Origin of the sequence: Micromonospora sp. CA-111912 (assembly GCF_050948415.1) — a bacterium.
Taxonomy (GTDB): Bacteria; Actinomycetota; Actinomycetes; order Mycobacteriales; family Micromonosporaceae; genus Micromonospora.
Genome location: NZ_CP192007.1, coordinates 3,004,223 through 3,030,368, shown reverse-complemented (window position 1 = coordinate 3,030,368; position 26,146 = coordinate 3,004,223). Strand labels below are relative to the sequence as shown.

The following is a 26,146-nucleotide window of genomic DNA, read 5'->3' as shown; positions in this document are numbered from 1 at the left end:
ACCCCATGGCCACCACCCTCAAAACGGCGACCAGCACCCGCCTCGGCGGACGAAGCAGCGCGCAGAACGCCGACAGCGCCGACGACCTCCTGGCCGCGATGGCCGCCACCCCGGCCGACGACCCCCGCCGACCGGCACTGCGGGAACGCGCCATCGAGGCGTGGTTGCCACTCGCCCGCCACCTGGCACGCCGCTACGCCGGACGCGGCGCACACGACGAGGACCTGGCCCAGACCGCCGCGGTCGGGCTCATCAAGGCCGTCGACAACTTCGACCCCACCCGGGGCGTCGACTTCACCGGATACGCCATCCCCACCATCATCGGCGAGATCAAGCGGTACTTCCGTGACCGCACCTGGGCCGTGCGGGTGCCCCGCCGCCTGCAGGAACTACGCCTGACGATCAGCGAGGCGAACAGCACCCTCACCCAGACGTTGGGGCGCTCGCCGACCGTGGCCGACATCGCGACCTACCTCGACCTGACCGAGGAGGCGGTCCTGGAAGGGCTGGAAGGGGCCCGGGCCTACCGGGCCACCTCGCTGTCCACCCCGATCGGAGCCGACGGCAGCATGGAACTCGGCGACACCCTGGGCGTCAACGACCACGGCCTCGACCTGGCCGAGATCCGCGTCGCCCTCGGCCCGGCCCTCGCCACGCTGCCGGAACGCGAACGCACGATCCTGAGCATGCGTTTCCACGGCAACCTGACCCAGGCCCAGATCGCCGGCCGGATCGGCGTCTCCCAGATGCACGTCTCCCGGCTCATCACCCGAGCGCTCGCCAAGCTGCGCGGCCAACTCTGCGAGGACTACGCCTGAACCTCCGGTCCGTGCGGCGGTTCAGCGGCCCCCGCCCTCGACGCCGAGGGCGGCGAGCAGGTTGTCCACCGCGGCGTCCGACGCCCGGCGGACGCTCTCGGTCGTCGAGGCGCCGAGGTGTGGGGTCGGCACCACCCGGGGATGGGCGAGCAGGGCCGACGGCTCCGGCGGTTCGCGGTCGAAGGCGTCGACCGAGTACAGCGCGATCCGGCCGGACTCCAGCTCCGCCAGCAGGGCCGCCTCGTCGACCAGGGTCGACCGTGCGGTGTTGAGCAGGACGGCGTCGTCGCGGAGCAGGGCGAGTTCGGCGGACCCGAGCAGCGGCCCGGCCGGTGACGGCGGGACGTGCAGCGACACGACCTCACTGGTGCGCAGCAGGGCCTCCAGCGGCAGCAGCGCCACGTCGCCGCCGTCGGTGACGAAAGGATCGTGCGCCACGACCCGCATGCCGAGGCCGCCCGCCAGGTGGGCGAGGCGGCGCCCGATCGCGCCGAGACCGACCACGCCGAGGGTACGCCCGGCGGCCTCCCGCCCGGTGCCGCGCCGCCAGTGGCCGGCGCGCAGGGCGGCGCTGGCCTCGGGCAGGCCGCGCAGGCCCATCAGGGCGAGCGCCAGGGCGAGTTCGGCGACGCCCTGGGCGTTGGCGCCCCGGGCGGTGAGCACCTGGACGCCGGCCGCGTCGGCGGCCGTACCGTCGATGGCGTCGCGGCCGGCGCCGTTGCGGCTGATCACCCGCAGGGCGTCGGCGTGGGCCAGGACGCCCGCGTCGATCGTCTCGACGCCGGCGATCCAGCCGACGACGCCGGGCAGCGCGGCGGCGAGATCCGCGCCGGTGGGCTGCCGCCCCGGGGCGGGTGCGACGACGGTGAAGCCGGCGGCCCGGAGCCGGTCGACGGCGGCCGAGCCCGGTGCCGACATCGACCGGGGGGTGACGAGGATCCGGGGCGCGGTCATGACAGCACCTGCGGTGTCTGCGGGCCGAGCAGCGTGATCAGGCGTTCGACCTCGGCAGCCATGGCGTCGCGGGCCGGCGCGACGTACTTGCGCGCGTCCAGCAGCTTGGGGTCCGCGTCGAGCCGCTCGCGCACCACCCGGGTGAAGACCTTGTTGAGATGGGTGGCGATGTTGACCTTCGTCATCCCCCGGGTGACCACGGCCCGCAGCGTCGCGTCGTCGACGCCGGAGGAACCGTGCAGCACCAGGGGCACCGGCACCAGCTCGGAGATCGCGGCGACCAGTTCCAGGTCGACCACCGCGTCGCGGGACGCCATCGCGTGGGAGGTGCCGACCGCGACGGCGAGCGAGTCGACGCCGGTCTCCTCGCAGAACCTGCGGGCCTGGCCCGGGTCGGTCCGTACCCCCGGGGCGTGCACGCCGTCCTTGCCGCCGACCTCGCCGAGTTCCGCCTCGACCGCGACGTCGCGGGCGTGGCAGTGCGCGACGATCCGGCGGGTGGTGGCCCGGTTCTCGTCGTCGGGCAGCCGGGAGCCGTCGAACATGACGGAGGTGAAGCCGAGATCCACCGCCTGGTGGACGAGGTCGACGTCCTCGGCGTGGTCGAGGTGCAGCACGACGGGGACGGTCGCCGCCTCGGCGAGCGCCCGCGCGGCCAGCGCGAGGGGGCGCAGGCCGCCGTGGTAGCGGACCGCGTTCTCGCTGATCTGCAACACCAGCGGCGCGCGGGCCGCCTCGGCGCCGGTGACCAGCGCCTCGGCGTGCTCCAACAGGGTGGCGTTGAACGCCCCGACGCCGTGCCGCGCCTTGCGGGCGGCGGCGAGGAGGGGGCGTGGGTCGGCGAGGGGCATGACGGCTTCTCCTATGTCGTGGTGCGGTGGTGGTCGGTCGCCGCTGCGGCGGCGTGGGCGCGGGTCGCCGCGCGGGCGGCGTCGAACCGGGCGCGGGGCAGCGCGTAGGCGGCGAGGTCCGGTCGCGGTTCGACGCGCAGCGCCGCGCGCCGGGCCGCCCGCAGGATCGCGGTGTCCGTCCAGGCGCCCGTGCCGAGCAGCGCGAGGGTCGCGGCGCCGAGCGCGGCGCCGTGCTGCGCGGCGTCCGGGCGGCTGATCGGCCGGCCGACGAGGTCGGCGAGGACCTGGAGCATCAGCCGGCCACGGGCGCCGCCGCCGGTCGCGGTGATCTCCGGGGCGGCGGGTACGGCGGCGAGCATCGGGCGCGCGGCGTCGGCCAGGCTGAAGCCGATGCCCTCGACCAGGGCGCGGGCCAGGTGGCCGTGCGTGTGCCCGAGGTCCAGCCCCAGGTACGCGCCGCGCACGCCCACGCCGCCCTCGGCGACGGTGCCGCCGGCGAGGGTCGGCACGCAGGTCAGCCCGTCCGCGCCGACCGGCACGGCGGCGGCCTCGTCGAGCAGGGCGTCGAGGTCGTCGTCCCGGTTGAGCACGGCGGCCAGCCAGCTCAGGCTGCTGCCGCCGCCGAAGGTCGACAGGGCCGAGATGTACAGGCCCGGCAGGACGTGGTCGAACACGAACGGCCGGCCGACCGGGTCGAGCACCGGGTCGGCCGCGGCCACCGTGACCCAGTTGGAGGATCCCAGCGACACGTACGCCTCACCGGCGTGGTCGAGGCCCGCCCCGAGCGCCATGCACGAGTTGTCGACCCCGCCGGCCACGACGGGGATCCCGACCGGGAGGCCGGTCGCCGCCGCGGCGGCCGCGGTGAGCCGGCCGACGACCTCGGTGGACGGCACGATGGGCGGCCACCAGTCGGCCGGCAGCCCGAGGGCGGCCAGCACGTCGGGCAGCATCCGGCGGGTACCGAGGTCGTAGGCGCCGCTGCCCGAGGCGTAGCTCGGGTCGGTGCGCTGGGCACCGGTGAGCCGGGCGTTGACCCAGTCCTTGCTGCCGAGGATCCGCGTCGTGCGGGCGGCGACGTCCGGGTGCGCGGAGCGCAGCCACGCGGCCTTGAACACCGTGTACATGCCGCGCGGGAACCCGTTGCCGGTGCGCGCGTACCAGTCGGTCTCGTCGGCGTCGGCGAAGTACGCCGCCGCCGCGTCCTCCCCGCGGGTGTCGGACCAGATCGGCACCGAGTCCAGCAGGGGCGCGCCGTCCGCATCGACCGGCACCATCGCCAGGCTGTGGCCGGACAGCCCCACCGCGACGACGCGGTGCCGGCCGGCGTCGGCGGCCAGCAGCTCCCGCGACGAGCCGACGACCGCCGCCCACCAGTGCGTCGGGCGCTGTTCGTGCCGTCCCGGTGCCGGATAGGCCGTGGGGTACGGGGCGAACGCGGTGCCGACGACCTGTGCGGCCAGGTCGACGAGGGCCGCCTTGCAGCCGCCGGTGCCCAGGTCGAAGGCGAGCGCGACGTCGCTCATGTCTTCTCCCGCCGGTCCGCGCCACCCTGGTACGGCATCCCGGTACGCATCTGCGCCAGTCGGGTCTTCATCTCGCGGACGTCGCCGAGCGCCGACTCTCCCCGACGCAGCAGGGTCATGGTGGCGATGGTGTCGATGACGACGAGCTGGGCCAGCCGCGAGATCGTCGGCGTGTAGACGTCGGTGTTGTCGAGGGACTCGACGATCAGCGCGATGTCGCTCAGCTCGGTCAGCGGCGACGGGCCGCCGGTGATGCCGACGACGGTCGCCCCCCGGTCCCGGGCGACGCGTACGGTGTCCAGGATCGAGGCGGTGCGACCGGTGTTCGAGATGGCCACCAGGACCGTCGACGGGGTGCTGGTGGACGCGGCGAGGAACTGCTGGTGCGTGTCGATCGGCGCCGAGCACGGCACCCCGAGCAGCGGGAACTTCTGCTCCGCGTCCATGGCCACGATGCCCGAGGCGCCGAGCCCGATGAAGATGACCCGGCTGGCGGCGGTGATGGCTCCCACCGCCCGGTCGAGGGCCTGGGGGTCCAGGTGGCGTCGTACGTGGTCGAGCGAGGTGATCGAGAAGTCGAAGATCTTGCTGACCAGGGTGGCCGTGCCGTCCTCGGCCTCGATCACCGACTGCGTCGCGGGGATGCCGAGCGCGACGCTCTGCGCGAGCTGGATGCGGAAGTCGTGGAACCCGTCGCAGCCGATCGCGTTGGCGAACCGGACGATGGTCGGCTGGCTGACCCCGACCGTCTCGGCGAGTTCGGCCAGCGTCATCCGGACGACCCCGTGGGGGTCGGCGAGGACGACGTCGGCGACCTTACGCTCGGAACGACGCAGTGTCTCCAGGCCCTTGTTGATGCGCTCCAGCACGGTCCCGGCGTTCATCGGGCAGCCCCCAGGTCGAGGGTGTCGCCGTGGTGGGGTACGCGCACCGTGACGCCGCGGCGCGCGGCGGCGTCGAGGTCGAAGGTGGCCGGATCGACGGTGTTGAAGTCAAACATTCCCCAATGATGTGGCACCAGGATGGGGATGCCGGCAGCCGCGCAGAGCTCGACGGCCTCGGCGAAGTCGAAGTTGCCGGGTACGCCGTGGGCGAGCCGGTGCGCGTCGCGTCCGTTGACCGGTAGCAGCGCCACGTCGATGTCCAGCTCGTCGAGCCGTTCGACCTGCCCGTCCCACGGTGTGCAGTCGCCGGAGTGGTAGATCCGGGTGCCTGCGGCCTCGACAACGTAGCCGAGGAAGTGGTCGTCGCCGTGACTGTCCAGGAGGCGCTCCTCGTGGGCGGCGGGCAGCGCCGTGACCGTGAATGGTCCGTAGTCGGCCCGGTCGCCGTCGGCGAGGGCGTCCAGCCGGGACCGGGGGGCGCGGGAGCGGCGCAGCGCCTCGCCGAGGACCGCGCGGGGGCAGGCCAGCCGGAGTTCCGGCTGGGCGGCCATCAGCGGTTCGAGGGTGTCCGGGTCCATGTGGTCGGTGTGCGCGTGCGAGCAGAGCACCGCGCGCAGCGGCGGCAGGCCGGTCGCGGTCACCGGCGGCGGGAGCATCCGGACGTGCGGGAACGTCGTGCCGGCGTACTTGCCGGCCAGGGAGTCCGACAGGTACGGGTCGACGAGCAGGTGCGCGTCGCCGTCGGGGCCGGCGGTGGTGAGCCAGAAGCCGGCCTGTCCGAGCCACCGTGCGCGTACCGTCATCGCACCTCCTGGGCCGCGTCGTACAGCCGCTCGAAGTCCGGGCCGCTGGTGGGGATCCCGAGGTCGAACACGGCGTCGATCGCCCTGGTCCAGCCGTGGACGAAGTACCGCCAGCCGTCGGTGACGGTGAGCGCGTCGGCCTCGGCCCGGGCCCGCGCCTGGCGCAGGAAGCCGAGCTCCCCGCGGTAGTTGAACTCCCAGGCGTACCCGCCGTGCGGGAAGGTGGCGTCGTCGCTGAGCGGTGAGCCGGGCCGGTCCTTGCCCATGCCGGTGGCGTTGACCACGAGCGCGCCCGGGGCCAGGCCCGCCAGCAGCTCGTCGTGCACCTCGCCGCGGTCGAGGCGGTGGGTCCGCCAGGTGATCGCCGGGTCGCCGGTGGCGACGTCGGCGGTGAGCGCGGCGAGTCGCTGGTCGGTGACGTCGGTGACGACGACCTGCCCGGGTGCCTCGTCGCCGGCCCGGTGGGCGAAGTGGTCGCAGAGGGCGAGGGCGGCTCCGCCGGCCCCCATGACCAGCACGTCCCGGCCCGCCATGTCGGCGACGATGGACCGCAGGGCCATCTGGCTCGTGACGGTGTCCAGGGCCAGTCCGTCGATCCAGCCGTCCCGGGCGACCAGCGCGCTGGTCTCGCGCAGCCGCGCGGCGTCCTCGTTGACCTGTCGCAGCAGGTCGTGGCTGGACGCGTAGAGGTCGAGCTTGTGAGTGGTCACCAGGGCACCGCGTGAGAGCTCGTCGTCGCGCAGGTGCTCGACGACCCGTCGGTAGACCGCGGGCTCCGCGCCGACCGGCACGTCGATGCCGACGAGGTCGACCCCGTCCAGATCGAGGAGGGGACGCCACGCCGCGAAGACGCGGTGGATCGCCGACGAGGCGGTGCTGACGCCGATGAAGTACATGGTGGGCCGGGTGGCCGGCCGCAGGTCGTCGGGGGTCACGGCGTCACCTCTTCGGCCTGCGCGACCAGCCGCACGGCGTACGCGGTGTTGATGCCGAACCGGGTCGCCCCGGCGTCGAGCAGGGTGTGGAGCTGGGCCAACGAGCGGATGCCGCCGGACGCCTTGATCTCCCGGCCCGCCCCGGCGATCTCGCGGATCACGCGGACGTGCTCGGCCGTGGTCGGCCGGGGCTGCCAGCCGGTACCGGTCTTCAGCGATGCGGCCCCGGCGTCGACCGCGGCCCGTGCGGCGTCGCGCAGCTGGCTCTCGTCGAGCAGGCCGACCTCGAGGATGACCTTGACGGGTACCCGTCCGTCGACGGCCTCCAGCACGGCGGCGACGTCGCGGGTGGCCTCGGCCAGTTCGCCGGAGCGGACCAGCCCGACGTTCATCACGACGTCCATCTCCTGCACTCCCGCGTCGAGGAGCCAACACGCCTCGGTCACCTTGACCGGGGTGGCCGTGCCGCCGGACGGGAAGCCGACCGGGGAGCCTGCGTTGGTGTTCGATCCGTCGAGCAGCGGGCGCAGCACGGGCAGCCAGGAGGGCAGCACGTGAGCGGCGACGAAGTCTCCGGCGAGGGCGTGACCGGCGAGTTCCTCGACGTCCACGCGGCCGTGCTGGGCCTGCACGGCGCTGATGTCGACCATGCGGGCCAGCGCGTGGCCGGTGATCTCAACGGGCGGCATAGGAGCGGTTCTCCTCGAGGCGCCATCCGTCTCCGTCGGCGACGGCCCGGTGCCGCATGCCGCCGGAGCGGGCGATGATGCCGTAGTCCTGGCCGGCGTCGGCCGGGTAGCAGAAGAGCGTCACCAGGTCGGTGTCGCCCAGGTTGACGCTGCGGTGGATGTGCACCGGCGGCACGTACGCGACGACGCCGGGGCGCAGCTCGGTCACGACGGTGCGGCCGTCGAGGGTCTCCATCAGCATCAGTCCGTGGCCGGACAGGCAGTGGTAGATCTCGGTGCGGTCCTGTTGGGCGTGGATGTGGCCCCGGGTCATGTGGAACTCGGCGCCGACCCGACCGGGCGACAGGGTGGAGATCCCGGTGATCAGGTCGCCCGCCTCGGTCGACGGGCGGAACTCGTCGACGTGGTAGATGACCCGGTCTGCCTCGGTTGCCAGGCGCGCGGTGAACGCCGCCTCGTCGGCGAAGAGCCCGCCGAGGTCGGCCAGTTTCTTCTCGTAGCGACCGGTGCGTCCGACCATCCCCCTCGGGGTGATGACCAGGCCCGGTCCCTGTTGCGGTGCGGTCACCGTGCTCCTCCTGCTCCGGGCGGCGGATCTGTACGGCACGCCCCTCGGCTCACTTTGTAGCAAAGTTACATCCAGATGTCACCCACCTGCGCGGCCCCGAGGTGTCGTTTGTAGCGAAACCGCCCTGATTTCACTCAGTTGGTGGAATGGTCGGGGGTGCAATAACTGAACTTCACGGATAAACCGGACTTAGAGCGGTAGCGCAGCTACCAACTCGTGGCAGCCCCGGCTAACGTTCAGGAAACATCGCGTTGACATCCGGACGGTCAAATGTAGTGTTGCTCCGTAAGTGTGGGCCTGCGCACACGGCACACGCGCAGAGACCACAGCGAACGCCGAGGGGATTGCGTCCCGGGGCCACCCGGGCGGCACCCCTGCGGGGCACCGACCCCTCGAATAACGCACGGGGAACGTCCCACCCCCACCAAATCTGGAGGAAAGATGTCCAACCGGACACGCGGCAAGACGCTCGCCCGGGGCGTCGCCGCACTGCTGGCCGTCACCCTGGCCACCACCGCCTGCGGTGCCGACGACTCGGGCGGCGGCGAGCCGGCCGACCCGATCTCCGGACGTCCCGCGCCGACCGACCAGGCGCCGGACTCCGAGATCAAGATCGCCATGATCGGGTTCGCCAACAACCCGTACTGGGTCTCGGTCAAGGCCGGCGCCGACTACGCCGACCGGGTGCTGGACTCCCACAAGGGCAAGGTGGACTGGATCGTCGCGGGCGAGAACATCGACGTGCAGACGGTCTCCAGCGCCGTGCGCGCCGCCGACGCCCAGGGCTACAAGGGCGTCGGGTTCTTCATCGCCGGCGAGGGCAACTGCGCCGACATCAAGAACCTCTCCGCCAAGGGCATCAAGATGGGCGCATACAACACCCTCTTCGACTGCGTCGGAAGCTCGGGCGGCACCATCAACTACGCCCAGGAGCAGTACAAGGCCGGTCAGACCGCGGGCCAGGAGATGATCAAGGCCGCCGGTGACAAGGCCGGCAAGGTCGGCATCATCGTCAGCCAGTTCACCGCCCCCGGCTCGGAGCAGCGCCGACAGGGCTTCGTCGACGCCCTCAAGGGCTCGAAGCTGACCCCGGTCAACCAGGGCGTCGAGGCCAAGGACTCCGCGTCCAACACCTTCGCGGCGGCGCAGAACTTCCTGCAGTCCAGCGCCGACCTCGTCGGCATCTACGCCACCGCCGGCGGCCCGTTCGGCGCGGCCCAGGCCGTCGCCGCCGCCAAGAAGCAGGACTCCGTGAAGGTGATCGGCTTCGACATCACCACCGAGAACATCGCGGCCATCAAGGACGGCTCGATGTACGGCGTGATCGGTCAGGACGCGTTCGGCCAGGGCTACAACGTCGCGGTCGAGCTGTTCAACGCGGCGGCGACCGGCCAGCAGCCCGCCGAGGTGAAGCAGGAGGCTGTCGCCCCCTTCGTCACCAAGGACAACCTCACGGAGCACGACCCCTCGGTGAAGCCGCTCGGCGCTCCGGGCGCCTCCTGATCGGAGAAGCCACCACCTCATGGAACCGACTAACCATGTGGACCACGTCAGGCCGGCGGCCCTCGTGGCCGCCGGCCTGACGAAGTCGTTCGGCGCCGTCAGGGCGCTACGCGACGTGTCGCTGGAGTTCCCCGCCGGCCAGGTCACCGGCCTGCTCGGGGAGAACGGCGCCGGCAAGTCCACCCTCATCCGCCTGTGCTCCGGTCAGATGCGGCCCGACGCCGGTCGACTCACCCTCAACGGCGAGGACGCCTCCTTCGGCAGCCCGCTGGAGGCGATCGCCGCCGGGGTCGTGGTGGTGAACCAGGAGCCGCTGCTCATCGGCGAACTGACCATCGCCGACAACCTGTTCCTCTACGACCTGGGGGAGCGTTCCGGGTTCGCCCGCGCCCGCCGCGGGGCGAACGTCCATCGGGCCCGCGAGCTGCTCGACCGGCTGGAGATGGCCGACTACCTGCCCGACCCGTCGACGCTGTGCCGGGACCTGTCGGCGGCGTCACGGCAGATGGTCGACATCGTCCGGGCGCTCTCCCGCCAGCCCAAGGTCCTCTTCCTCGACGAGCCCAACTCCAGCCTGACGCACGAGGAGTCCGAGCGGCTCTTCGCGGTGATGGCCCGGCTGCGCGACGAGGGTGTCGCGGTCGTCCTCGTCAGCCACCGGCTGACCGAGGTCTACTCGATCGTCGACAACGTGATCGTGCTGCGGGACGGCACGTTCGTGGCCGCCGGCCCGCCCGGCGAGATCGACCAGAAGCGGGCCGTCGCGTTGATGGCCGGCGAACGGAAGCGGGCGGTCGTGGCGGAGGTCATGGCCGACCGGGCCGGGGCGATCGAACAGGCCGAGGTGGCACTCGAAGTGCGGGGCCTGACCGGCGAGGGCTTCACCGACGTCAGCTTCGCGGTCCGTCGCGGTGAGATCGTCGGGATGTCGGGGCTGGTCGGCGCGGGCCGTACCGAGATCGCCGAGGCCGTGATCGGGCTGCGCCGCCCGACCGGCGGCGGGATCAGCGTCGCCGGTCGGCCCGTGCGGATCGGCGGGCCCGGCGCGGCCCAACGGCTCGGCCTCGCCTACGTCGCCGAGGAACGCCGGACCGAGGTCTTCCACGCCCAGAGCGTCGGCTACAACCTCACCGTCCGGGTGCTGTCGGCCCTGGGCCGGTTCGGCTGGGTCTCCCCCCGCCGCACCAACGCCAAGGCGCGCGAACTGACCGAGCGCTTCGGCGTCAAGGCCGCCTCCAGCGAGGCGCCCATCACCTCGCTGTCCGGCGGCAACCAGCAGAAAGTCCTGCTCGCGCGGGCCCTCGCGGCCCAGCCGAAGGTGCTGATCCTCGACGAACCGACGCGGGGCGTCGACGTCGGCACCAAGGCCGAGATCTACGCGACGCTGCGCGCGCTGGCCCACGACGAGGGCCTGGCGGTGTGGTTCATCTCGTCCGAACTCGAGGAGATCGTCGAGCTGGCCGACCGCGTGGTCGTCATCCGCGGCGGACTCGTGACCCTCGATGCCCCGAACAACGCCGGACCCCAGCCCATCGTCGCCGCGGCCATGGGCGCGACCGAAGGATCATCATGAGTGCCACTCTCGCCCCCCAAAGGCAGGAGCGCTCCTGGAAGAGCGGCGTCCTGTCACTCGTCAAGCGCCAGGAGACCGGGCTGCTCGGCGTGATCATCGTGCTGGCCCTGATCGTCAGCGTGGCGAACGAGAACTTCCTGCGTAAGGACAACCTCTACAACGTCCTGCAGACGGTGGTCGTCGTCGGCATCATCGCCGTCGGGCAGACCTTCGTCCTGATCTCCAAGGAGATCGACCTCTCGGTCGGCTCGGTGCTGGCCCTCTCGGCGGTCACCGCCGGCTCGGTCTACGGCAGCGGGGCCAACCCGTGGGTGGCCGCGGCCGTGGGCATCGGCGTCGGCGCGCTGTGCGGTTTCGCCGTCGGCTCCGTCGTCGTGCTCGGCCGGGTCAGCTCGTTCATCGTGACCCTCGGCATGCTCTCCATCGCGCGGGGACTGACCCAGCTCATCACCGGCGGACTGCCCCAGGCGATGCCGAGCGAGCTGTCCTTCATCGGTCAGGGCCGGGTCTTCGGCGGCATCCCGGTCAGCGTCATCATCTTCCTGGTGCTGGTCCTGCTCGGCCAGCTCCTGCTCACCCGCACCGTCTTCGGCCTGCGGGTCACCGCGATCGGTGACAACGACGCCGCAGCCCGCACCGGTGGCATCCCCGTGGCGTGGACCCGGGTGCTCACCTTCGTCCTGATCGGCACGCTCGCCGGCTTCGCCGGGATCGTCTTCTCGACGCAGGTCGGGGTGGCCGAGGCCCAGGCCGGCATGGGCTACGAACTGGACGTCATCGCGGCGGCCGTCATCGGCGGCGCCAGCCTCTCCGGCGGCCGGGGCTCGATCATCGGCGCCTTCCTGGGCGCCTGCCTGCTGGGCGTCCTGCGCAACGCGTTCATCCTGCTGGCCCTGTCGCCGTTCCTCCAGCAGCTCAGCATCGGTCTGGTCATCGTCCTGGCGGCGGTGTTCGACCAGTGGCGTCAGGGCAACCTGGGGCACCTGCACCCGCGCAACCTCCGCCAGCAGCTCGTCCGCCGCAAGGCCTGACCTCCGCCTCCCGCGAAAGGACCCGCACCATGAAGCCTCAACCTTTCCGCCTCCACGACCAACGAGTCGTCCGCGCGTTCGTCGAGGCCCGTCGGGGGCACACCCCGACGGAGCCGCGGCTGAAGTTCGGCTGGAGCAACTGGGGGTTCGGCACCGAGGAGCTGGCCGCGACCGCGGCGCGGCTGGAGAAGAACGACGTGCGGTACATCGAGCTGCACGGCAACCTCTACTCCCCCGACCTCGGGTACCGGCCCGACGAGACGCTGCGGGTGCTCGGCGAGCACGGCATCACCGTCTCCGGCGTCTGCGGCATGGTCACCCCCGACCAGGAGTTCGCCCACAACCTGCCGCACGTGCGGGCCCGCGCCATCGAGTACTTCCGCCGCCAGGCGACGTTCACCCAGGCGGTCGGCGGCTCGTACCTGCTCTTCGGCGCCGGTTCGGTCGGCCGGCCCACGGTCCAGGACTCCTACGAGCTGGAGCGTTCCGCGCAGACCATGCGGCTCGTGGCCGACGACTTCGCCGCCGCCGGCATCCGGGGCGCGGTCGAGCCCATCCGGCCCGAGGAGACCAGCGTGGTGCACACCTTCGCGCAGGCCCTTCGGCTGCTCGACCTGGTGGACCACCCGGCGATCGCGCACATCAACGGCGACCTCTACCACATGCTCAGCGGCGAGCGGCACATCGGCGCCACGATCCTCGACCACGGCGACCGCATGATCAACCTGCACCTGGCGGACAGCAACCGCCGCGCCCTCGGCCACGGCCTGCTCGACCTCGACGTGGTGCTCATGGCGCTGTACGCCATCGGCTTCCAGCGTGGCGACAACTACTGCTCGGCGGAGCCTCTCGGCGCCGGCGGCAACCCCTACGCCGCGATGAACCTGCCGCCGCAGCCTGAGCGGCTCGACGAGATGGTGCGCGACACCGTGCGGACGTTCCGCGAGCGCGAGGACGAGGTGCTGGGCGCGAGCGACGAGGAGCTCTACGCCCTCTACCAGATCGACTCCGAGTAGTCCGATGCCGGCGTTCACGCTGCACGTCGTGTGTCCCAACCCGGCCCTCGACCGGCTCCAGGTGGTGGAACGGTTCCGGCCGTTCGAGGTCAACCGGGTGGTCGAGGTACGCGCTCTGGCCGGTGGCAAGGGCCTGATCGTCTGTCGCGGGGCACGTCGCCTCGGCGCCACCGTCACGGCGCACGGCTTCGTCGGCGGTCCCGTCGGCCAGGTGATCCGTGACGGCTGCGGCGACCTCGGCGTGCTCGACCGGCACGTCGGGATCGCCGGTGAGACCAGGGTGACGCCGGTCGTCATCGACCGGAGCACCGGTCGCTCGACGGTGCTCAACGAGCGCGGCCCGCAGGTCACCGCCGGTGAACAGGAAGAGCTGCTCGCCGGACTCGACGCGACGGTGCGCCCGGGGGACGTCGTGGTCTCCACGGGCAGTCTGCCGCCGGGCTGCGCCACCGACCTGCACGCCCGGGTCGCCCGGCTGGCGCTCGCCCGGGGGGCGACAGCGCTCGTCGACGCGCACGGCGAGCCCCTCGCCCGGGTCGTCGACGACGCCCGGGGCACCCGACCCGCAGGTCGGCTCGTGGTAAAACCCAACGCGGAGGAACTGGCCGGCGTGCTGGGCCGGCCGCTGCCGGACCGGGCCGCCACCACGGCCGCCGTACGCGAGCTGCACGCGCAGACCGGAGCCACCTTCGTGGTGACCCTCGGCACCGACGGGGCGGTCTGGACCGACGGCGCCGAAGACCTGGCGGTGGACACGCCGACGGTCGAGACGGTCAACGCGACCGGCTCCGGCGACTCGTTCCTGGCCGGCCTCGCGGTCGCCCTCGGCCGGGGCGAGAGCCCGGCGGCGGCCCTGACCCTGGCCTCGGCGATGGGGGCCGCGAACGCCGCCTCGCTCGCGCCCGACGTCGATCCGGCGCTGGTCGGGCGGCTGCGGGAGAGGGTGACGGCGACCAGGGGGACGGCCGGACGGGCGGCCCACGGATGAGCCAGTTCATCGGCGTCGACATCGGCACCACGCGGACGAAGGTCGGCTGCTACGACACCGACGCGGGCCGGCTCGTCGCGCTCCGGCACGCGCCCACCGTCGTCGACCCCGACCCGTGGGGCGGCCGGCGGGACGCCACGCGACTCGCGGCGGCGGTCGGCGACCTGCTGGCGAAGCTGCTGGCCGACCCGGCGGTACGGCCCGACGACCTCGCCGGGATCAGCGTCGGATCGGTCGGGGAGGAGGTCGTCCTGCTCTCCGCCGACGGCACCGTCACCGCGCCGGTGCTCGCCTGGTTCGCCGGGCACGGCCAGCAGGCCAAGGTGGCCCTGGGCGGTGACAGCGGCTGGGCCGGGACGGACGAGACCTTCTCGGTGTTCAAGCTGCGCTGGCTGGCGGAGCACCTGCCCGACGAGCTGGCGGCGGCGCGCACCTTCACCTCGCTCGCCGATTTCGTCGCCCGGGACCTGCTCGCCGAGCGGACAGCCCCGGTGTTCCTCAACGTCTCGCACGCCTCGCGTACCGGGCTGCTCGACATCCGCGCGGGCCTGCTGCGTACGGACGTGCTGCCGGACCTCGGCGTGACCACGCTGGCGCTGCCCGACCTGGTCGACAGCGCCACCGTGGTGGGCCGCACGTCGGGCGGCGGCGTGCTGCCGGCGGGTGTCCCCGTGGTCGCCGGCGGCCACGACCACATGTGCGGCGCCTTCGGCACCGGCGTCCGCACCGCCGGCGACGTGTACGTGTCGGTCGGCACCTCGGAGGCGCAGGTGCTGCTGGTCGACGAACTGCCCGACACGGTCGGGCCGGGCCTCGACACGGGGATCTTCGTGGCGGGCGGCCTGCGGTTCGTGCACCGCGCCACCCCGTCCGGCCGGTACTACCAGGCCTGGCACGACATGCTCTACACCGGCGTCCCCGACGCGACGATGTGGGAGGAACTGGCCCGCGTCGTCGACCAGGTCGACCCGGCGGTGGTCGAGGCCGACGTGCGTCGCGCCCGACTGGCCGCCATGCCGATGGACGTCACCCGCGCTCACGCGATGGCCAGCCTGCTGAAGGGACTCGCGGTGGAGGCCGAGGCGACGACCGCGCGGCTGGGCCGACTCAGCGCCGTCGAGATCACCGACGTCACCGTCGGAGGGGTGGCCGCCGGCTGGCAGACGTGGCGCCAGCTGCGCCAGGAGGCCACCCGCCGTCGACTGAGTTTCGTGGACGAGCCCGAGGCGACCGTTCTCGGCGTCGCCGTTCTCGCCCAGCTCGGTGTCACCGGCCGGGCCGACGTCCCGGTGCACCTGACCACCGCCGAACCCCCAGGAGGAAACCATGGACACGCCTGAGTTGCTGCGAACGCACCGCCTGGTTCCGGTCGTCGTCCTCGACGACGCCGCGTCGGCCGAGCCGCTGGCCGACGCGCTGGCGACCGGGGGGCTGCCGATCGCCGAGGTCACCTTCCGCACCCCGGCGGCGGCCGAGGCGATCGCCAGGATGGCCGCCCATGGCGGCGTCACGGTCGGCGCCGGCACGGTCACCACCCCCGACCAGGTGGACGCGGCGGTGCGGGCCGGCGCGCGGTTCGTCGTGTCGCCCGGGTTCAGCGCTGCCGTCGTCCGCCGGTGCCAGGAGCACGGGATCTTCGTGCTGCCGGGCGCGAGCACCGCGACGGAGGTCATGACGGCCCTCGAAGCGGGGGTCACGGTGCTCAAGTTCTTCCCCGCCGGCAGCTCCGGCGGGGCCGCGGCGGTGTCCGCCCTGTCCGCGCCGTTCCGTCAGGTCTCCTTCGTGCCGACCGGCGGCATCGACGCCGACTCGGCCGCCGACTACCTCGCGCTGCCGTCGGTCCTCGCCGTGGGCGGTAGCTGGATGGTGCCCCGTGCGGCGATCGCGGCCGGCGAGTTCGGCCGCGTCGCGGACCTGGTGGCCGCCAGCGTGGCGGCCGTCGCGCGCTGAACCCCTACCGGTCGCGCAACAAAGCCCAAACCGCCCTGGCCGGCTCGCCGATCGGACCACACTGGAGGTGCAGAGGCACGAGAATCAGCTGGTGAAGGACCGGGAGGGAGCACGCCGTGACATCGGGATCGATGAGCCGACGGATCAAGGATCTGCTCAGCAGCCCCAGAGGGCGTGATTTGATGCGGCGTGGCCGCCACCAGGCGGCCAAACCCGGCACTCAGCAGAAGCTTCGACAGTTGGTGGCCCGCCTGACCGGCTGGTCGGGCCGACGCCGCTGAGCCGGCCGGCGGACAGGGACCAGCGGGAGCAGCCATCATGAGCGACACCAGCCTTGGCACCGACCGTCAGCGGGGCAGCGACTACGCCGACCTGTCCCGGCAGGTTCGCGCGGAGGGCCTGCTCGGCCGGCGGCGAGGCTACTACGCGGTACGCATCGGTCTCGTGGTCGGTTGCTTCGCCGGGCTGTGGGCCCTGTTCGGCTGGTTGGGTGAATCGTGGTGGCAACTGGGCGTCGCGGTGGCCCTCGGGGTGGTCTTCGCGCAGGCCGGGTTCATCGGCCACGACGCCGGACACCGGCAGATAGCCAGCTCGCGCCGGATGAACGACCTGATCGGCATCGTGCTCGGCAACCTCCTGACCGGGATCAGCTACGGCTGGTGGGTGGACAAGCACAACCGGCACCACGCCCACCCCAACACCGAGGGCAAAGATCCCGACATCACCATCGCGGCCCTGGCCTTCACCACCGGCCAGGCCCAGCGACGGCGCGGCCTCGGCGCACTGCTCGTCCGGCACCAGGCGTACCTGTTCTTCCCGCTGCTTCTGCTGGAAGGCCTGCACCTGCACGCCGCCAGCGTCCGGGCGGTCTTCGGCCGGCGCCGCATAGCGCGTCGACTCATCGAGGCCGGCCTGCTGGCCCTGCACCTCGTCGGCTACCTCGCCGCCGTGTTCGTGGTCCTGAGCCCGGCGCAGGCGGTCGCGTTCGTCCTCGTCAACCAGGGCGTGCTCGGCCTCTACCTCGGCTGCTCCTTCGCCCCCAACCACAAGGGCATGCCGATCCTGAGCGCCGAGGACGACCTCGACTACCTGCGGCGGCAGGTCCTCACCTCCCGCAACGTCCGCGGCGGGGCGTTCCTCGACGCCCTGCTCGGCGGCCTGAACTACCAGATCGAGCATCATCTGTTCCCGAGCATGCCGTGCCCCAACCTGCGCCGCGCCCGGCCGCTGGTCATGCGATTCTGCGCCGAACACGACATCGCCTACCACGAAACCAACCTGGGCCGTTCCTGGGCGGAGGCACTGCGCCACCTGCGGGACGTCGGATCGCCTACCCCGTAACCCAGGGTCATTGCATTGTCGTGGGTGCGGTCCCAGGGCATACCCGTCCCGTTCGGCTTCCTCCGGAGCCAGAAGTGCGCCGGCGAGCTCGGCGAGCACCCGTTCCTGTCGGTTCAGGTCGAGCAGCAGCAGCCCTGGCTCCGAGCCAGGATCACCGACTCCCGGATCGCGCAATCATGCGGCCACTCAGCGCTACCATAGATTAGCTTCGATCAGTACACTCGTATCTGGTCAGCCCAGCCACGACCGGCGTGATCGCCGGCCCAAGAAACGGGTTTGTCGAGGCATCTGCCGCACCTGGCTCCCACCTTCTGATCAGCACCGTCGTTCCACCGGCCTCGAGGCGATCCCACCCTGGCCGGTCCCCTCCGGTGAGGAGACGAGATGACCAGTTCACGCGTGCGGGGTCGGGTGCTCGCGTTCGCCCTGGCGACCGCCCTGAGCGCCGCGCTGCTCCCGAGTGGACAGGCATCCGCCGGGACTGCCGCCGAGGGAACCATCCGCCACGCCGGCACGGCCGACGCCGTACCGGGCAGCTACCTCGTCGTGCTCCGGGAGGCCCCGGTCCGGACGTCGGTGGGCGCCGCCGCCGAGGTCACCAGGGCCGCCGACCGGCTGCGGGCCCGTTACGGGGGCACCGTCGGCCACGTCTACGGCAGCGCCGTGGCCGGATTCGAGGTACGGCTCGCGGAGCGGGCCGCTCGCCGCCTCGCCGCCGACCCTGCGGTGTCGTACGTGGAGCAGAACCAGGTCACGCCGCTGATCGGCCCCGGCGTGCAGACCAACCCGCCGTCGTGGGGACTGGACCGGATCGACCAGCGGTTACTGCCCCTCGATGGCCGGTACGCCTACCCGAACACCGCGCACAACGTGCACGTGTACGTCGCCGACACCGGTGTCCGGGCCACCCACACGGACTTCGCCGGCCGGGTCAGCGGCGGGATCGACCTCGTCGACGGCGCCCTTCCCGCGGACGACTGCAACGGCCACGGCACCCACCTGGCCGGCACGATCGGCGGCACCCGGTACGGGGTGGCCAAGGAGGTCCGGATCCACCCGGTCCGGGTGCTCAACTGCACCGGCAGCGGGACCACCGCCACGGTGATCGCCGGAATCGACTGGATCACGGCGAACGCCCTCCGGCCGGCGGTGGTGGAACTGGCCATCGGCGGCCCGGCCACCACCGCCCTGGACACGGCGGTGACCAACTCGATCAATCAAGGGATCACCTACGTCACCGCCGGGGGCAGCTCGGGCGGGAGCGCCTGCAACAACTCGCCCGGCCGGGTGCCGGCCGCGTTGACCGTGGTGGGCACCTCCTCCACCGACGCCCGGATGCCGAACGGCAACTACGGCACCTGCATCGACCTGTTCGCCCCGGGGGCGAACATCCCGTCCACCTGGTACACCGGCGACGCCGCGACCGCCACGATCAGCGGCGGCTCGGCGGCCTCAGCCCACGTGGCCGGCTGCGCCGCGCTGGCCCTGTCAGCCAACCCGGGCTGGACCCCGGCCCAGGTCGCCAGTTACCTGGTCAGCCGGTCGACCACGGGAGTCGTCACCGGCGTCGTCGCCGGCACCCCGAACCGTCTGCTCTACTGCGGCCCGTGAATCCGGGGCGCCCACCGGGCACCACAGGCCCGTCGGCCGGTGCGGGTCGGCGGGCTTTGCGTGAAACCGGCAGTCTCGGTCTCGATCGTCCAGGTGTGGTGGTCACCGCCCCGGTGCCGTGTCGCGGTAGCGCGGGTGGAGACCTGATCGGCGTCCGACTCGACACCATGCTGGGCGTCGCGCCGGCCTCGTCCGCGCGACCCTGACTCCCGCCGAGCACACCGTCGCCGGCGACCGCCGGCCACGCCTCGGGCAACCCGCTGTGCAGGTCGTGGCACCGACGCGCACGACCCCCACCGGCAGGTTTCCGTCCTTGTCGCTGCCCGCTGCCGGGCGTCCACGCTGCCGATGATCGATGCCAGACCGTCGGGGGCCATCGCCGCAGCCCCTGGCGGTCCCCTCCCCCGACGGCCCGCGCCTCAGCCCCGGCCGTTCGGGATGCCCGCATCGGCGGCGCGGGGAGACCTGTGTCCTCGGCCGCACGCGTCCCAGCGGCCGACGAACGCCGCAGGAAAGCGGCCTGCCGCCTATCGGCCGTTGACGAACCAGTGACATGTCTGAAACATTGACAGGCATCGCAGCAAGAAGTCGACAGAAAGACAGAAATTTCTCTGTTACTGACTGGAAGATCCCGACAGGAGAGCCCTCCGGTGTGTTCCGCCGGCTTCCGCAAACCCCCTGTCCCGTCCCGGCTCCCCGACATCGCGGGCCGCACTTGCCCTGCCTCCGGCCGTCGCGGTCTCCGCTGCAAGGTCCACCACCGATCTCACAGAGACAAGGACGCCATGAAACGAAGGAAGCTCAGCCGACGACTGATCAGCGGCCTGCTCGCCGCCGGTCTGATCGGCGCTCCGGCGATCTCGCCCACCCCTGCGCTCGCGGCCGGCGGCTCCAACCTGTCATCCGGCAAGTCGGTCTCGGCGAGCGGATCCACCGGCAGCTACGTTGCGGCCAATGTCAACGACGGCAACCAGCAGACGTACTGGGAGAGCCCGTCCAACGCGTTTCCCCAGTGGGTGCAGATCGACCTCGGCGGCAGCGTCAACATCGACCAGGTGAAGCTGAAACTTCCCCCTTCGACCGCGTGGGGCACCCGTACGCAGACCCTCGCCGTGCTGGGCAGCACCAACGGGAGCAGCTTCGGCACGCTCTCCGGGTCGGCCGGACGGGTGTTCGACCCGGCATCGGCCAACACCGTCACCGTCGATTTCGCCGCGACGGCCGTCCGCTACGTACGGCTGGCCATCACCGGCAACACCGGCTGGCCCGCCGCCCAGATCTCCGAGTTCGAGATCTACGGGGTGGACGGCGGCGGCCCCGGTGAGCCCGGCGGCGCCAACCTGGCCGGGGGCAAGCCGATCGAGGCATCCTCGTCGACCTTCACCTTCGTCGCGGCGAACGCCAACGACAGCAGCCACACCTCGTACTGGGAGTCCGCCGGATTCCCGTCGACCCTGACGGTGAAGCTCGGTGCCGACGCCGACGTCACGGCGGTCGTGGTGAAGCTCAACCCGGACCCGATCTGGAGCGCCCGCACGCAGAACCTCCAAGTGCTGGGCCGCGCCCAGACGGCCACCGGCTTCACCTCACTGAACGCCCCGGCCAACTACGCCTTCAACCCGGCGAGCAACCAGAACTCCGTGACGATCCCGGTCACGGGCCGCGTGGCCGACGTACAGCTGAAGTTCTTCAGCAACACCGGCGCGCCGGGCGGGCAGGTCGCCGACCTCCAGGTGCTGGGCGGCTGGGCCCCGAACCCCGACCTCGTCGTGACCACGACCGGTTGGACCCCCGCGACGCCGAGCGAGGCCACCCCGATCACCCTGTCGGCCACGGTCAAGAACACGGGGACCGCAGCTGCCGCTGCGACCAAGGTGGACTTCAGGCTCGGCGACACCGTGGTGGGCAGCGTCCCCGTCGGTGCGCTCACCCCCGGCGCCTCGGCCACCGTCTCGGCGAACGTCGGGACGCAGGCGATGGGCAGTTACCGCGTTTCCGCCGTGGTGGACCCGGCCAACACGGTCGCCGAGCAGAACAACGACAACAACAGCTTCACCGCGCCCACGCAGTTGGTCGTCACCCAGGCCCCGGGCCCCGACCTCCAGGTCGTCGGCATCACCTCCAACCCGCCGAACCCGGCCGTCGGAGCGACGGTCACGTTCACCGTCGCGGTCCGGAACCGCGGAATCACCGGCGCCAGCGCCGCCTCGGTCACCCGACTCGCGGTGGGCGGCACCACGTTGAACACCACCACCGCCGCGGTGGCCGCCGGCGCGACGGTCAACGTGGCGGTGAGCGGCAGTTGGACCGCCACCGCCGGCGGGGCCACCATCACCGCCACCGCCGATGCCACCAACGTCATCGCCGAGACCAACGAATCCAACAACTCGTCCTCCCAGGCGATCGTGGTCGGCCGCGGCGCGGCGGCGCCCTGGGTCGAGTACGAGGCCGAGGCCGCCCGCTACCAGGGAGCCCTGCTCGAAGCCGACGCCCTGCGCACGTTCGGGCACACCAACTTCGGCACCGAATCCTCGGGACGCAAGTCGGTGCGGTTGAACAGCACCGGGCAGTTCGTCGAGTTCACCTCGACCAACCCGTCCAACTCGATCGTGGTGCGCAACTCCGTCCCCGACGCGCCCAACGGTGGCGGCATCAACGCCAGCATCAGCCTCTACATCAACGACACGTTCGCGCAGAAGCTGACGCTCTCGTCGCGTAACAGCTGGCTGTACGGCACCACCGACGACACCGAATCGCTGTCGAACACGCCCCAGGCCAACGCCCGGCGGCTGTTCGACGAGTCACACGCCCTGCTGCCGCAGTCCTATCCGGCCGGCACCAGGTTCAAGCTGCAACGGGATGCGAGCGACACCGCGTCGTTCTACGTCATCGACCTCATCGACCTGGAACAGGTGGCGCCCCCGGCCACCAAACCGGCCGAGTGCACCTCGATCACGGCCTACGGCGCGGTCCCGAACGATGGAGTCGACGACACGGCCGCCATCCAGCGGGCCGTGACGGACGACCAGAACGGCGTCATCGGCTGTGTCTGGATCCCGGCCGGCCAGTGGCGGCAGGAGCAGAAGATCCTCTCGCCGGACCCGACGCGCGGGCAGTACAACCAGCAGGGGATCCGGAACGTCACGGTCCGTGGGGCGGGCATGTGGCACTCCCAGCTCTACACGTCCACCGAGCCGCAGAACGTGGTGGGCAACATCAACCACCCGCACGAGGGCAACGTCGGCTTCGACATCGACGACAACACCCAGATCTCCGACATCGCCATCTTCGGCATGACGACCAACCGCGCCAACCGCGGGCACGGGCTGAACGGGCGATTCGGTAAGAACACGAAGATCAGCAACGTGTGGATCGAACACGTCAACGTCGGCGCCTGGGTCGGGCGCGACTACTCCGACACCCCCGCCTACTGGAACCCCGGTGACGGGCTCGAGTTCACCGGCATGCGGATCCGCGACACCTTCGCCGACGGCATCAACTTCTCCAACGGCACCCGCAACTCGCGGGTGTTCAACTCGTCGTTCCGCACCACCGGCGACGACTCCCTGGCCGTCTGGGCCAACCCCCGGGTCAAGGACACCGCGGTGGATGTCGGACACGACAACCGCTTCCTCAACAACACCATCCAGCTGCCCTGGCGGGCGAACGGAATCGCGATCTACGGGGGCTACGGCAACACGATCGAGAACAACCTGATCTACGACACGATGAACTACCCCGGCATCATGTTGGCGACCGACCACAGCCCACTGCCCTTCTCCGGCACGACGCTGATCGCCAACAACGCGTTGCACCGGTGCGGCGGCGTCTTCTGGAACGAGGACCAGGAGTTCGGGGCGATCACGTTGTTCCCGTCGACGACGGACATCACCGGCGTCACCATCCGCGACACCGACATCCACGACTCGACCTACGACGGCATCCAGTTCAAGAACGGCGGAGGCAACATGCCGAACGTCGCGCTCACCAACGTGAAGATCGACAAATCGAACAACGGGGCGGGCATCCTCGCGATGAGCGGCGCTCGCGGCAACGCCAACCTGACCAACGTCACCATCACCAACTCGGCCGACGGCAACATCGTGAAGGAACCAGGCTCGGCCTTCTCCATCACGGGCGGCTAACCCCCGCTCGGCAACCTAGGACGGAGGTGTCTCCGGCCCCACAGGCCGGAAACACCTCCGTCTTCATGACCCCGGCCGAGCAGGACAGGTTGTCCGCCCAGCCATCGGCAGCGGCGGGACGCAGCCGCCAGGGCGTAACCGCTGCGAGGTTTGGCATCCGGCCACCGCCACCGAGAGCGACTGCTAACCTCCGGAGAGCGACCGGGATAAACCAGTCGTAACGGGTAAATACTCCAGTCTCGCCCGAGGTGCCCGCAGCCGCACCAGGCCGGCCGCCGCGCCTACCCGGACTGACTGGCGGCTCTCTCGATCGACAGTCGCGAAGGATCAGAACAGTGCATCTGACACCGAAGGAATTCGACAAGCTCACCATTCTCTCCATGGCGGTGGTGGCCAATGCCCGACGGGCCAGAGGAGTGAAGCTGAACCACCCCGAGGCCGTCGCGGTGATTTGCGCCGCCACGCTGGAGGGGGCCCGCGACGGCAAGACCGTCGAAGAGGTCATGAACGAAGCGCGCAGCGTCCTCAGTGCGGACGACGTCATGCCGGGCGTGGGGGACATGCTGCCCATGATTCAGGTGGAGGCGGTCTTCACCGACGGCTCGCGGCTGGTCACCGTCCACTCACCCATCCGATAGGGGTACAAGCGGAGACGCGGTCTCCAGGAAAGCGGGGGCGAAATGGCCAAGCAACATCCCGGCCCTAATTCGAAGCACCTTCGACCCATCGGCGGCTACCTGCTCAGCGACCAGCCGCTGGAGCTCAACGCGGGTCGACCGGTCACTGAGGTGGTCGTGCAGAACACCGGCGACCGGCCGATTCAGGTCGGCTCGCACTTCCACTTCTTCGAGGTCAACCGCATGCTGGCATTCGACCGCGAAGCGGCCTTCGGCAAGCGGCTGAACATCCCGGCGACGACGTCCATCCGCTTCGAACCGGGCGACAAGAAGACGGTGGAGCTCATTCCCTTCGCCGGCACCCAGCGGGTCTACGGGTTCAATGGGCTGGTCCAGGGCTGGACAGGCGACGGGCCCGTCCCCGGCTACCGACCCGACCGGATCAGGGCGATCCACGGCGCCAAGACCCGGGGTTTCAAGACCAGCCCGGAGAAGCAGGAAGACACCAAGAGCAAAAAACAGTAGTTCCACTATTTCGCGGGCTGCCCGACCTCGGGCACGGGAGAGACTTCGATGAGCCAGATTTCACGCAAAGAATATGCCGGAATGTACGGCCCCACCACGGGCGACCAGATCAGACTGGGGGACACCGACCTCCACATCGAGATCGAGAAGGATCTCCGCGTCCTCGGCGACGAGGTCATGTACGGCGGTGGCAAGACGCTGCGCGACGGCATGGGCGTCGACAATCAGTACACCAATGCCGCCGGCGCCCTCGACCTCGTCATCACGAACGTGACCATCGTCGACGCGACGCTCGGAGTGGTCAAGGCGGACGTCGGCGTCAAGGACGGCAAGATCGCCGGCATCGGCAAGGCGGGCAACCCGCGCGTGATGCAGGGTGTCACCCCCGAACTGGTGGTCGGGCCGGGCACCGACGCCATCTCCGGCGAGCACCTCATCCTGACCGCCGGCGGCATCGACGCGCACGTGCACCTGGTGGCGCCGCAACAGGCGTACGCGGCGCTCAGCAACGGCGTGACGACGCTGTGGGGCGGCGGCACCGGGCCCAGCGACAGCAGCAACGGGGTGACCATCACCCCTGGCCCGTGGAACATCCACGCGATGATGCGGTCCTTCGAGAACATCCCGGTCAACATCGGCATCATGGCCAAGGGCAACAGCAGCGGCCGCGCGCCCCTCGTGGAGCAGATCATGGCCGGCGCGCCCAGCTTCAAGATCCACGAGGACTGGGGTGCGCCGCCCGCGGTGATCCGGGCCTGCCTGGCCGTCGCCGACGAGTACGACGTGCAGGTCAGCATCCACACCGACACCCTGAACGAGAGCGGCTACATCGAGGACACCATCGCCGCACTCGAGGGCCGGACCGTCCACACCTTCCACACCGAGGGTGCCGGTGGTGGGCACGCGCCGGACATCATCAAGATCGCCGGCGAGATGAACGTGTTGCCGAGCTCGACCACGCCGACGGTCCCCTACGGGATCAACAGCCAGTCCGAGCTCTACGACATGATCATGGTCTGTCACAACTTCAACCCGTCGGTCCCCTCGGACGTCGCCTTCGTGGAGAGCCGGATCCGCACGGAGACCATCGCGGCCGAGGACGTGCTGCTGGACGAGGGCGTCATCTCGATGATGCAGAGCGACTCGCAGGCCATGGGACGGGTCGGCGAGACCTGGCTGCGGACCATCCAGCTCGCCGGGCAGATGAAGATCGCCCGCGGCAAGCTCGCCGAGGACTCGGCCGCCAACGACAACTTCCGGGTGCTGCGCTACGTGGCCAAGATGACCATCAACCCGGCCATCACCCAGGGCATCTCGCACATGCTCGGGTCGGTGACCCCGGGCAAGATGGCCGACCTGGTGCTCTGGGAGCCGGCCTTCTTCGGCACGAAGCCGAAGTTGGTCCTCAAGGGCGGGATGATCGCCTGGTCGATCATGGGCGACCCGAACGCCTCGCTGATCACGCCGCAGCCCGTCTACTACCGCCCGATGTTCGGCGCCTTCGGCAGCCAGCTCGCCAAGAGCTGCGTGACCTTCGTGTCCCGCGCCGCCCACGAGAACGGGATCGGCGAGGAGCTCGGCCTGCAACGGCAGATCCAGCCGGTCTACCGAACGCGTGGCCTGACCAAGCGGGACATGGTCCGCAACGACAGGACGCCGAAGCTCGAGGTCGATCCGGAGACCTTCGCGGTGAAGATGGACGGCGTTCAAGCGACCGTGCCGGCGGCCCGGAATCTCCCGATGAGCCAGCTCTACTTCTTCAGCTGACCCCACAGGACGTCTTCGCGGTCGTGTCGGTTCCGGCACACCCGCGTGAAA

General features: G+C 71.1%; 22 protein-coding genes. 14 read left to right on the top strand and 8 right to left on the bottom strand.

Features of this window, described 5'->3' with window-relative positions:
• Positions 1–98: 98 nt before the first annotated feature.
• Positions 99–818: an RNA polymerase sigma factor SigF gene (locus ACQPZO_RS12615; RefSeq protein ID WP_433350958.1), complete on the top strand. Its 720-nt coding sequence runs from the start codon at positions 99–101 to the stop codon at positions 816–818.
• Between the two features lie 21 nt (positions 819–839).
• On the opposite strand, the gene ACQPZO_RS12610 is transcribed toward ACQPZO_RS12615, so the two are convergent.
• Genes ACQPZO_RS12610 through ACQPZO_RS12575 form a run of 8 tightly spaced genes read right to left on the bottom strand, consistent with a single transcriptional unit; the run spans position 840 to position 8,028 of the window.
• Positions 840–1,772 (bottom strand): NAD(P)-dependent oxidoreductase, encoded by a 933-nt coding sequence (locus ACQPZO_RS12610; RefSeq protein WP_433349937.1) that lies wholly within the window; start codon positions 1,770–1,772, stop codon positions 840–842.
• Positions 1,769–2,623 carry a class II fructose-bisphosphate aldolase gene (locus ACQPZO_RS12605; protein ID WP_433349936.1) on the bottom strand — a complete coding sequence of 285 codons (855 nt, stop codon included), beginning with the start codon at positions 2,621–2,623 and terminating at the stop codon, positions 1,769–1,771. The genes ACQPZO_RS12610 and ACQPZO_RS12605 overlap by 4 nt, the downstream gene beginning before the upstream one ends.
• An 11-nt stretch (positions 2,624–2,634) precedes the next feature.
• Complete coding sequence (locus ACQPZO_RS12600; protein WP_433349934.1) at positions 2,635–4,149, bottom strand: xylulokinase; 1,515 nt, start codon at positions 4,147–4,149, stop codon at positions 2,635–2,637.
• Positions 4,146–5,033 (bottom strand): MurR/RpiR family transcriptional regulator, encoded by an 888-nt coding sequence (locus ACQPZO_RS12595; protein WP_433349932.1) that lies wholly within the window; start codon positions 5,031–5,033, stop codon positions 4,146–4,148. The genes ACQPZO_RS12600 and ACQPZO_RS12595 overlap by 4 nt, the downstream gene beginning before the upstream one ends.
• Positions 5,030–5,836, bottom strand: a complete 807-nt coding sequence (locus ACQPZO_RS12590; RefSeq protein WP_433349930.1) for an MBL fold metallo-hydrolase — start codon at positions 5,834–5,836, stop codon at positions 5,030–5,032. Before ACQPZO_RS12590 ends, ACQPZO_RS12595 begins: the two co-directional genes overlap by 4 nt.
• A complete protein-coding gene (locus ACQPZO_RS12585) occupies positions 5,833–6,771 on the bottom strand; it encodes a hypothetical protein (protein ID WP_433349928.1) in 939 nt (312 codons plus the stop codon). Before ACQPZO_RS12585 ends, ACQPZO_RS12590 begins: the two co-directional genes overlap by 4 nt.
• A complete protein-coding gene (deoC, locus tag ACQPZO_RS12580; RefSeq protein ID WP_433349926.1) occupies positions 6,768–7,460 on the bottom strand; it encodes a deoxyribose-phosphate aldolase in 693 nt (230 codons plus the stop codon). Before deoC ends, ACQPZO_RS12585 begins: the two co-directional genes overlap by 4 nt.
• Complete coding sequence (locus ACQPZO_RS12575) at positions 7,447–8,028, bottom strand: glucose-6-phosphate isomerase family protein (RefSeq protein ID WP_433349924.1); 582 nt, start codon at positions 8,026–8,028, stop codon at positions 7,447–7,449. The genes deoC and ACQPZO_RS12575 overlap by 14 nt, the downstream gene beginning before the upstream one ends.
• 441 nt (positions 8,029–8,469) lie before the next feature.
• Here ACQPZO_RS12575 and ACQPZO_RS12570 point away from each other — a divergent pair, with 441 nt between their 5' ends.
• The 13 genes from ACQPZO_RS12570 to ACQPZO_RS12510 all read left to right on the top strand — a co-directional run bounded on the left by ACQPZO_RS12570 (position 8,470) and on the right by ACQPZO_RS12510 (position 26,095).
• A complete protein-coding gene (locus ACQPZO_RS12570; protein ID WP_433349923.1) occupies positions 8,470–9,531 on the top strand; it encodes a sugar ABC transporter substrate-binding protein in 1,062 nt (353 codons plus the stop codon).
• A 19-nt stretch (positions 9,532–9,550) separates the two neighbouring features.
• Positions 9,551–11,104, top strand: coding sequence for a sugar ABC transporter ATP-binding protein (locus tag ACQPZO_RS12565; RefSeq protein WP_433349921.1), 1,554 nt, complete (start codon positions 9,551–9,553; stop codon positions 11,102–11,104).
• Complete coding sequence (locus ACQPZO_RS12560) at positions 11,101–12,135, top strand: ABC transporter permease (RefSeq protein ID WP_433349919.1); 1,035 nt, start codon at positions 11,101–11,103, stop codon at positions 12,133–12,135. Before ACQPZO_RS12565 ends, ACQPZO_RS12560 begins: the two co-directional genes overlap by 4 nt.
• A gap of 29 nt (positions 12,136–12,164) precedes the next feature.
• Positions 12,165–13,151 carry a sugar phosphate isomerase/epimerase family protein gene (locus ACQPZO_RS12555; RefSeq protein WP_433349917.1) on the top strand — a complete coding sequence of 329 codons (987 nt, stop codon included), beginning with the start codon at positions 12,165–12,167 and terminating at the stop codon, positions 13,149–13,151.
• A 4-nt stretch (positions 13,152–13,155) separates the two neighbouring features.
• Complete coding sequence (locus ACQPZO_RS12550) at positions 13,156–14,139, top strand: 1-phosphofructokinase family hexose kinase (protein WP_433349915.1); 984 nt, start codon at positions 13,156–13,158, stop codon at positions 14,137–14,139.
• Entirely contained in the window at positions 14,136–15,479 is a 1,344-nt protein-coding gene (locus tag ACQPZO_RS12545; protein WP_433349913.1) for an FGGY-family carbohydrate kinase, read from the top strand. The genes ACQPZO_RS12550 and ACQPZO_RS12545 overlap by 4 nt, the downstream gene beginning before the upstream one ends.
• Entirely contained in the window at positions 15,466–16,089 is a 624-nt protein-coding gene (locus tag ACQPZO_RS12540; protein WP_433349911.1) for a bifunctional 4-hydroxy-2-oxoglutarate aldolase/2-dehydro-3-deoxy-phosphogluconate aldolase, read from the top strand. The genes ACQPZO_RS12545 and ACQPZO_RS12540 overlap by 14 nt, the downstream gene beginning before the upstream one ends.
• A gap of 318 nt (positions 16,090–16,407) precedes the next feature.
• A complete protein-coding gene (locus tag ACQPZO_RS12535; protein WP_433349909.1) occupies positions 16,408–17,430 on the top strand; it encodes a fatty acid desaturase family protein in 1,023 nt (340 codons plus the stop codon).
• A 384-nt stretch (positions 17,431–17,814) separates the two neighbouring features.
• Positions 17,815–19,041 (top strand): S8 family peptidase, encoded by a 1,227-nt coding sequence (locus ACQPZO_RS12530; protein WP_433349907.1) that lies wholly within the window; start codon positions 17,815–17,817, stop codon positions 19,039–19,041.
• A 785-nt stretch (positions 19,042–19,826) separates the two neighbouring features.
• Positions 19,827–23,186, top strand: a complete 3,360-nt coding sequence (locus tag ACQPZO_RS12525; RefSeq protein WP_433349905.1) for a CARDB domain-containing protein — start codon at positions 19,827–19,829, stop codon at positions 23,184–23,186.
• Positions 23,187–23,521: 335 nt separating this feature from the next.
• Positions 23,522–23,824: an urease subunit gamma gene (locus ACQPZO_RS12520; protein ID WP_405097087.1), complete on the top strand. Its 303-nt coding sequence runs from the start codon at positions 23,522–23,524 to the stop codon at positions 23,822–23,824.
• 42 nt (positions 23,825–23,866) lie between these two features.
• Positions 23,867–24,328: an urease subunit beta gene (locus ACQPZO_RS12515; protein WP_433349903.1), complete on the top strand. Its 462-nt coding sequence runs from the start codon at positions 23,867–23,869 to the stop codon at positions 24,326–24,328.
• A 48-nt stretch (positions 24,329–24,376) separates the two neighbouring features.
• Complete coding sequence (locus ACQPZO_RS12510) at positions 24,377–26,095, top strand: urease subunit alpha (protein ID WP_433349901.1); 1,719 nt, start codon at positions 24,377–24,379, stop codon at positions 26,093–26,095.
• Positions 26,096–26,146 lie beyond the last annotated feature (51 nt).